This is a genomic window from Candidatus Igneacidithiobacillus taiwanensis, from assembly GCF_031962545.1.
Classification (GTDB): Bacteria; Pseudomonadota; Gammaproteobacteria; order Acidithiobacillales; family Acidithiobacillaceae; genus Igneacidithiobacillus; species Igneacidithiobacillus taiwanensis.
Window position 1 is genome coordinate 1 of record NZ_JAVRKK010000110.1, and the last position, 7,279, is coordinate 7,279.

Annotated in this window: 5 protein-coding genes; 1 reads left to right on the forward strand and 4 read right to left on the reverse strand. The window is 52.4% G+C overall.

Going from position 1 to position 7,279, the window contains the following annotated elements; translation table 11 throughout:
• Window positions 1–278, forward strand: a 278-nt coding sequence (locus tag RTI30_RS11230) for a transposase (protein ID WP_312283778.1), incomplete at its 5' end; no start/stop codon positions are given.
• A gap of 298 nt (window positions 279–576) precedes the next feature.
• On the opposite strand, the gene RTI30_RS11235 is transcribed toward RTI30_RS11230, so the two are convergent.
• From RTI30_RS11235 to RTI30_RS11250, 4 genes are all read right to left on the reverse strand, one after another.
• A complete protein-coding gene (locus tag RTI30_RS11235; protein ID WP_312283779.1) occupies window positions 577–1,710 on the reverse strand; it encodes a PilT/PilU family type 4a pilus ATPase in 1,134 nt (377 codons plus the stop codon).
• A 91-nt stretch (window positions 1,711–1,801) separates the two neighbouring features.
• A complete protein-coding gene (galU, locus tag RTI30_RS11240; protein ID WP_312283780.1) occupies window positions 1,802–2,674 on the reverse strand; it encodes a UTP--glucose-1-phosphate uridylyltransferase GalU in 873 nt (290 codons plus the stop codon).
• Window positions 2,675–2,837: 163 nt separating this feature from the next.
• Window positions 2,838–6,365 carry an autotransporter domain-containing protein gene (locus tag RTI30_RS11245; protein WP_312283781.1) on the reverse strand — a complete coding sequence of 1,176 codons (3,528 nt, stop codon included), beginning with the start codon at window positions 6,363–6,365 and terminating at the stop codon, window positions 2,838–2,840.
• Between the two features lie 464 nt (window positions 6,366–6,829).
• Window positions 6,830–7,279, reverse strand: a 450-nt coding sequence (locus RTI30_RS11250; protein ID WP_312283782.1) for a transposase, incomplete at its 5' end; no start/stop codon positions are given.

Here is a 7,279-nt window from a genome sequence, read left to right on the forward strand (position 1 = left end):
GCCACCGCTTTGTCCAGGATCTCCGCGACCGGAACGTCACTCCCCATGTGGCCCGGAAACGGAAGGGCTCGGCCATCGACGGGCGCACGACCCGCCATGCCGGCTACGCCATGAGTATTCATGTGCGTAAACGGATCGAGTCCATCTTCGGCTGGATGAAGACCGTGGGCGGAATGCGGAAAACCCGATTCCGTGGCCTGGAGCGGGTCAGCCTGCACTTCTCCCTTGTGGCCACCGCATACAATCTGGTGCGCATGGCACGACTGGGAGTGGCGTGATGGGAGAGCTGCGTCCAGAATCCAGAAAATGGGCAGGGAAATGGGGGAAAACGGCGAAAGCGGGACTGGCAAGAGGCTCAACCGAGCAAAATTTTAGACGGTCAGGAAGAAATCCAAAGTTTTTTGCAGATTTTTCCGCAGTCTCTTAAGGTTAAAGTCCCCCTCTATCTGTCTTGGCCAGTGGGTCCACCATATAGGTTCATTATATCCATACGAGAATTTCCACACATTTTAGGCTACCTTAAACTTGAGACCACCGGGTAATTTTCCAAAAAAAGCGCAACCATTCTTCCGTGCTTTATTTGATGGACCAGCCTTCCTTAGTGGAGCTTGCACTACTGCCTGGGTCCGGTAAGCCTCTTTTCTGGCACTCGGTACGAATGGCAAGCCGCAAATCATTTTGCGAGTCGGCGGCGCGGATAGCGTCGTCATACGCCACCAACCCTTCCATATACAACCGCACCAGATCCTGGTCAAAGGTTCTCATGCTAACCTCATTGGGTTTTTTCATGGTTTCCTTCAGCGATTGAATTTCTCCCCGGTAGATCAGATCGGAAATGGTTGGCGTATTGATGAGGATTTCTACCGCCGCAATCCGCCCGCCACCCCTTTTGGGCAGCAACCGTTGCGAGATGATCGCCCGGATATTCAGGGACAGATCCATCAATGTTTGTTGGCGGCGTTCTGGCGGGAAAAAGTTGATGATCCGGTCAATGGCCTGGTTCGCGTTGTTGGCATGGAGCGTAGAAAGACAAAGGTGCCCGGTTTCTGCATAGGCAATGGCATGTTCCATGGTATCCATGGACCGGATTTCCCCAATCAGGATTACGTCTGGTGCTTCCCGCAGCGCGTTCTCCAGAGCTTCTTTGTAGCTCTTGGTATCCAGCCCGACTTCCCGTTGGTTCACCAAAGACTTCTGGTTATGGTGCAAATATTCGATGGGGTCCTCGATGGTGAGGATATGACCAGCAGAAGTCTGATTCCGGTGCTGGATCATGGCTGCAAGGGAAGTACTCTTACCGGACCCCGTGGAGCCAACAAAAAGGATGAGGCCGCGAGCCGACATCGCCAGAGACTTCAACACTTCTGGCAACTGTAACTGGTCCAGGGTGGGAATCTGCGTCTTGATGGACCGGATCACAAAAGCGATTTCGTTACGCTGGAAAAAGCCATTAACGCGAAATCTCCCCAGGCCTATCCGGGAGATCGCCATATTCACCTCTTTCTCCTGCAAGAAGTTCTGCAAGCTTTCCTGGTCGCCAAGGATTTCCTTGGCCAGGGACACACTCATGCTGGAGTTGATGGACTCAGAATGGACAGGCACCATTTTTCCGTCAATCTTCATAGAGGGTGGGAAGCCAACGGATAGATACAGGTCGGAACCGTTCTTTTCTACCATCAACTTTAGAAGAGCATCTAAAACTGTCATCATCACTCCCGATCTTGGCGTAAATCTGTTGTTACTGGTCGTCCTAATGGCATTTCAAACTCGAGACTTCGGCAACACCATATTAGAAATTCGGTCAAGTGTTCACTTGTTCCGTTAAGTATTTTTGGAATGCCTCTCCCACTTCAGGATGACGAAGGGCAAAGGCAATGGTGGCCTGCAGGTATCCCAATTTGTCGCCGCAGTCATAACGCTGGCCCTGGAAGCGGTAGGCAAGCACCTGTCGCTCCCCGAGGAGTTTGGCAATGGCATCGGTCAGTTGAATCTCGCCACCGGCCCCTTGGGCAGTATGTTCCAGGAAATGGAAAATCCGGGCGGGCAGGATGTAGCGGCCGACCACGCCAAGATTGGATGGCGCGTCGACTGGTTGGGGTTTCTTCACAATGCGACTGACCTGGAAAATCGACTCATCCCAGGGCCTCGCCTCGACGACGCCATAGCGGGTGCTATGCTCCAGCGGAATTTCCTCCACGCCCAGGATTCCTGCTTGATAGCGACGATGTTGCTCGACCATTTGGGAGAGGACGGGTTGGCTGGCAAGCATGAGATCATCAGCGAGGAGCACGGCAAAGGGCTCGTCTCCCACCACCGGGCGGGCCATGAGGACAGCGTGACCCAACCCCAGGGGATAGGGTTGACGCAGATGGATGACACTCACATGACTGGGGACAATGGCGCGGACTTGCTCCAGGAGGGCCTTTTTTCCCTTTTTCTCCAGTTCAACCTCCAGTTCGTAGGAAACATCGAAATGATCCGCAATGGCCCGTTTGCCCCGGCCTGTGATGAAAATCAATTGATCGCAGCCCGCCGCAATGGCCTCCTCGACGGCATACTGGATGAGCGGCTTGTCCACGATGGGCAGCATTTCCTTGGGACTCGCCTTAGTCACGGGTAAAAAGCGGGTCCCTAGACCGGCAACGGGAAAAACGGCCTTACGAACTCGATCCATAAAGAATCTCCTTTGTGATTATGATGCCCTAATTCTTGCTATCTTGGCCGACCACTCCAGAAAACCCGCGCCGCCAGTTCCGGTCTTCCGCAGACCGCTTGGAGGCTTCTGCCCAGTCGTCATGAGCCGGGATAATCGACCAACCGCAGCCCCGGTCAATTAGTTACCATCGATATGATGCCAGTAAATCAAATGTGCTTATCGTTGCGCTTGGTGCATATTGGCCGTTATAACCGACTTTAACCGTCCATGGAGTATGCGTTCCCTGAAAGGTAATGCCTGCCCCAACATCTCCTGTTGCTGCAGGGGCAGCAATGGCAGTTTCCGTCGCATTCAAGACCCCCAGTGTGTAGGTCTGCGTGGCATGACGGGCTCCTGCGTATCCGGTAGCTCCCAAAGACACCCACGGCACGATGGTCACAACAGAACCACGGATGTCTTTCCCAATGCGGAATCCACCAGAGAGTGAACCGAGATTGGTATTCAGGAATCCGTAATGGAGATTTAGGATACCTGTACCTTTTTCTGTATATCCGCCAAGGCTTGTGTGCAGGTAGCTAGCCTGACCATAGGGCATCAGGAATGTGTCCCCCATGGGAATTAGATACTGCACTTGCAGACCAGTACCAAAATACCACCCATCCGTAGAGCCCGCAGCACTTTGATGGAGCGTGTAAAGGTTCCTGGTACTGTTTTCTTGCAGGGAGCCGCCCCCCATCGTTCCGGAAATCCGCAGATTTCCCTGCGTGTCAACGGCATAAAGAAAACCGCCGAAACTTTGGGTGTTATCGTTTTGCCAGGTGATCGACGTCGAAGTCGTGGTACTTGTATCGCTACCAGCAAAAGCAGCTCCCAGGGTGAGGCTCCCGCTAACGGCAAAGCCATAACCAGCGACTCCGCCGTAGTTTTCGACAGAAGCTCCAAAGGCGTTACCAAATCCGCCAAAGCCTTTGGCCCAAGGCCCCAAGCGGCTATGGGTGAATTCGCCCGGGTAGATCTGCTGCGCTCCATCCAGAAGCGTGCCCAGGGTAGAAAAAAGGGTGCTATTGATGATGTAAGGACTGTCTATCACTGCCCTACCACTACGATACGCTAGATCATTGGGATCTTGCGATTGGTTCGACGCTGGAGCAGGGCTTGGCGCAGGTGCCGGTGTCGGCATGATGACCATGCTTACCTGGTTGGAGCCGTATACCGGAGTTGGCATGATAAAAGGACTGTATGGAGAGTTCGCGTTCACTATGGACGAGAATTTGCCAGTTACCCCATTGGATGCGGTCAGTATCGTGTATTGCTGTCCAACATAATATTGGTTTGGGGTGGTTCCATTATCTTCCTGCACACCCAAGTCGCCTGCCAATGATGCGCTACCTGTTATAGAAAGTTCATCATTATTGATACTGGGAACGGGCGTTTTGCTATTCGGGTTCACCTCGATTACCAAGGTGCCATTGGGTGCCTGCGAATAGTTTCCGTTAATGGTAAGTATCCCCATGCTACCACCAGGGAATACCACTCCATCGTTGACCACGTTCCCGTCGATCGTACCGTGCCCACGCAATGTTCCTGCAGGGGTAACCAGGACCGGGCTTTGCAAGGTTGCTGTAGGATGATCGAGATCTCCTACCTCCAGCAGTGTTCTTTTCGTGTCCTGGAGGCCGCCAATCATGGTTTCTGTTGCACTGTTTGTGGGGCCATTCAGGATGAGAGAGCCGCCCCCAACTACCGCCAGGGAGCCTCCATTATTGATGACGTTATTGCTGAAAACATCATCGTTGCCATCCGTATTGATCGTTCCTCCATCGCTATCCAAAATGGTCAAAAAGGAATCATTCTGTGCGGCGGTTGTCTCCAGGGTCCCACCGTCCATCACCAGATCCCCCGTTCCGATGGCGCTACCGTTGGCAATGCCAAGCGTTCCGCCAGTAATCACGGTACCGCCGGAATAGCTGTTGTTCCCTGTCAATTGGAGAGTTCCGGGGCCCTGCTGCCAAACCATTCCCAATCCGCTGATTTCTCCTGGGAATACAATGTCGTCAGAACGGTTAAAGGAAAGTACCCCATCGTCCAGCACGTTGCCTAGAATGCTACCAGAGGTCCCCCCATTACCCAGTTGTAAGAGCGTAGAATCTTCAATGTAGGTGTTGCCTGTATAGGTGTTGTTTGCTGTAAGGGTGGCGCTTCCTCCGCCTACGACAAACAAGCCCCCATTGCCGGAGATGGTTCCTGTGAATGTATCCGCATTGCCATCGGTATCAAAGGTGCCGCCATTATGGATGTCTTGCACGGTTCCGGCGTTGGCTGTCCCATTTACCCAAGCCTCTCCATTTGCATTGAGGGTGTACGGTCCGTTTCCTATGGCGGCGCTGCCTGCTGGCCCGTTACTATTTACGAGACCGTAATAATCAGAAGATATTCCAAAATAATCTTCTTGACCTGTTTCGGTAGCATGATCATTGTTATTGAAAAGCTCCATTGCCATGCTGCCGAAAACGCCCTGCTGTGCCAGTTCCGGAGAGATTTGCAGGATTTCAGTATATGCTTTTGCGGCGATAGCGCTCCAATTCTCGCTGTCGCCTGGTGGAGAGTACGGGTCCATCATGATATACCCGAGTAGCAATGGCTTGTTATAAGTCGCTTGCAAATATCTGGAAAAAGCAATGACTCTGCCAGCGATAGTGCTCATACCTTCCTGCTGGGCGGTTTCCACTTGTCCTCCCGGAGTGGCACCACGCATTTCCTGAAAGGTAATGAAATCCAGATAGGGAGCTGCCACGATTAAAGAAGGGTAGAAGTAGGACCAATCGGAGGCATCCTCGGTTCTTCCTTCGTAATCACCGAAATCCCCGACTCCCGCGCTTACCAGAATGGTGAGTCCTGGATGTTGCGCTTTCTTCAAGATTTGGGCTGCTTCCGCGAGCCATTTGCCAAACTGCGGCTGATTACCCACTCCTTGGACATTGAACTCTGGCTGCAACACAACAGTGACTGTTCCGTGGAGAGTCGATAAATAGTTGGCTAGTTGTTGGGTGTTGGCAAGCCATGCGTTGGCGTTTTGTTGTACATAGCTCCATGCGTTACTCCCCATGGAACCAAGATCGCCTAGATAATAGTCAAACAGTACAGGTGCGTAGCCCTGATTCATGGCTGACTGCATTCCTGTCATATAATCGGTTGTCCAATCTTGTGGTAGCCATATTCCGATGGATTTGTTATTACTTGGAAAATTGAGTTGATTCAACAAGGAAGGGGTGCTGACGTAGGTGTTACCTGTAGTATTCAAGTTCATGCTATCGCCAACGCCGTAGCAATAGGATTCCCCGCAAGGTGGATTGATGGTTGCTGGCGCTGCTCCAGGATCAAGTACAATACTATTATTGATGGTGCTACTACCAGATGTACGCAAAGCGCCATTCTGTAAATTTAACGGGCCACTCCCAAGTCCAGATCCAGACGCAATATCCAGAGTTGATTGCTCGACCGTGATGCCACTGGTACTCTGATTTCCTGAAACATTGGTAACAGTGCCACCGCCGGTGATTATTTGCGGGGTCGCCATTGCTATTGCGGGCGAGAGTAACAAGGGGATGAGTAAAGCCGATTTGCACAGCAGCGTGTCACAGACACCCTTGCGTAAGGCGTTGCTTGAAAACTTGTTTTGATGAACTGCTGCTGTCGATGACTGTTTCATTAAGCATCCTTCAGCCTTAATGGGGTGGAGAAATAGCGCCGTATAGCGATATTTTCCTTAAAAAGCTGGCTATCTAGTGTATAATTGGGCCATGGAAAAATTATCTACCACCAACGCGTTGCCTTGCAAGCTGAAGCTCCTGCTGATGAAGGATCGAGATGTATTGTTACCCGATGCTGCTATAAGGCGCCTCGAAAAGCCCCGATTCTTCCAACGTTGGTCTGTTGTTAAACACCTGAATCCGTGGCCTAGGTTTTGCTCGTGAGCTGATAAGGATTGTATGGTGGTTGCAGGTGGCTCAGGAGCGCCGATCCGCGGCATTTTACTCTGGAAAAGCCCGATGAGCCCTTGCGGAAGGCAGGTTTTTCGAGGTGATTTCAGGAGTGAAACCATTGGGGCAAAGTCGATCCTTCCCCCGTAGAGACGGAGGGTACCTGAAGATCCAATGGGAATCGTACCGGGATTCAGGGTGCCGACCAGGCGGCATAAATGCGCTCGAAAGCAAAGAACCCGGGGGTATTTTCGGGAAAGGAAAGGATCCACTGACGAGCATGATGAACCACACGGGCCGCTTGGAGGATGACTTCCTGAATCACCGTTTTGACACGACGTCGCCTGGCCGGATGGCGAGGAGGTGCATCGGGTCCGAGAAGGGTATTCTGGCCGATCCTGCGCAGGAGATTATAGGCCATCGCTCCCAAGGTCAGGATCAAGTCGTTGGTGGCAAATTTCCCCGAAGGCAGGCGTTCCAGGTCCAGGTCGGTCTTGATCTCCGCAGGAAACTGCTCATGGGTGGCATGATCGGCATAGAGGGCAATGACGGCCTGCGGATCAACCTCCGTAGGCAAGGTGGTATCCCAGCCTTCCAGGATTTCTTCTGGCAACAGCAGGTGTTGGCCATTGGCCAAGGTGCT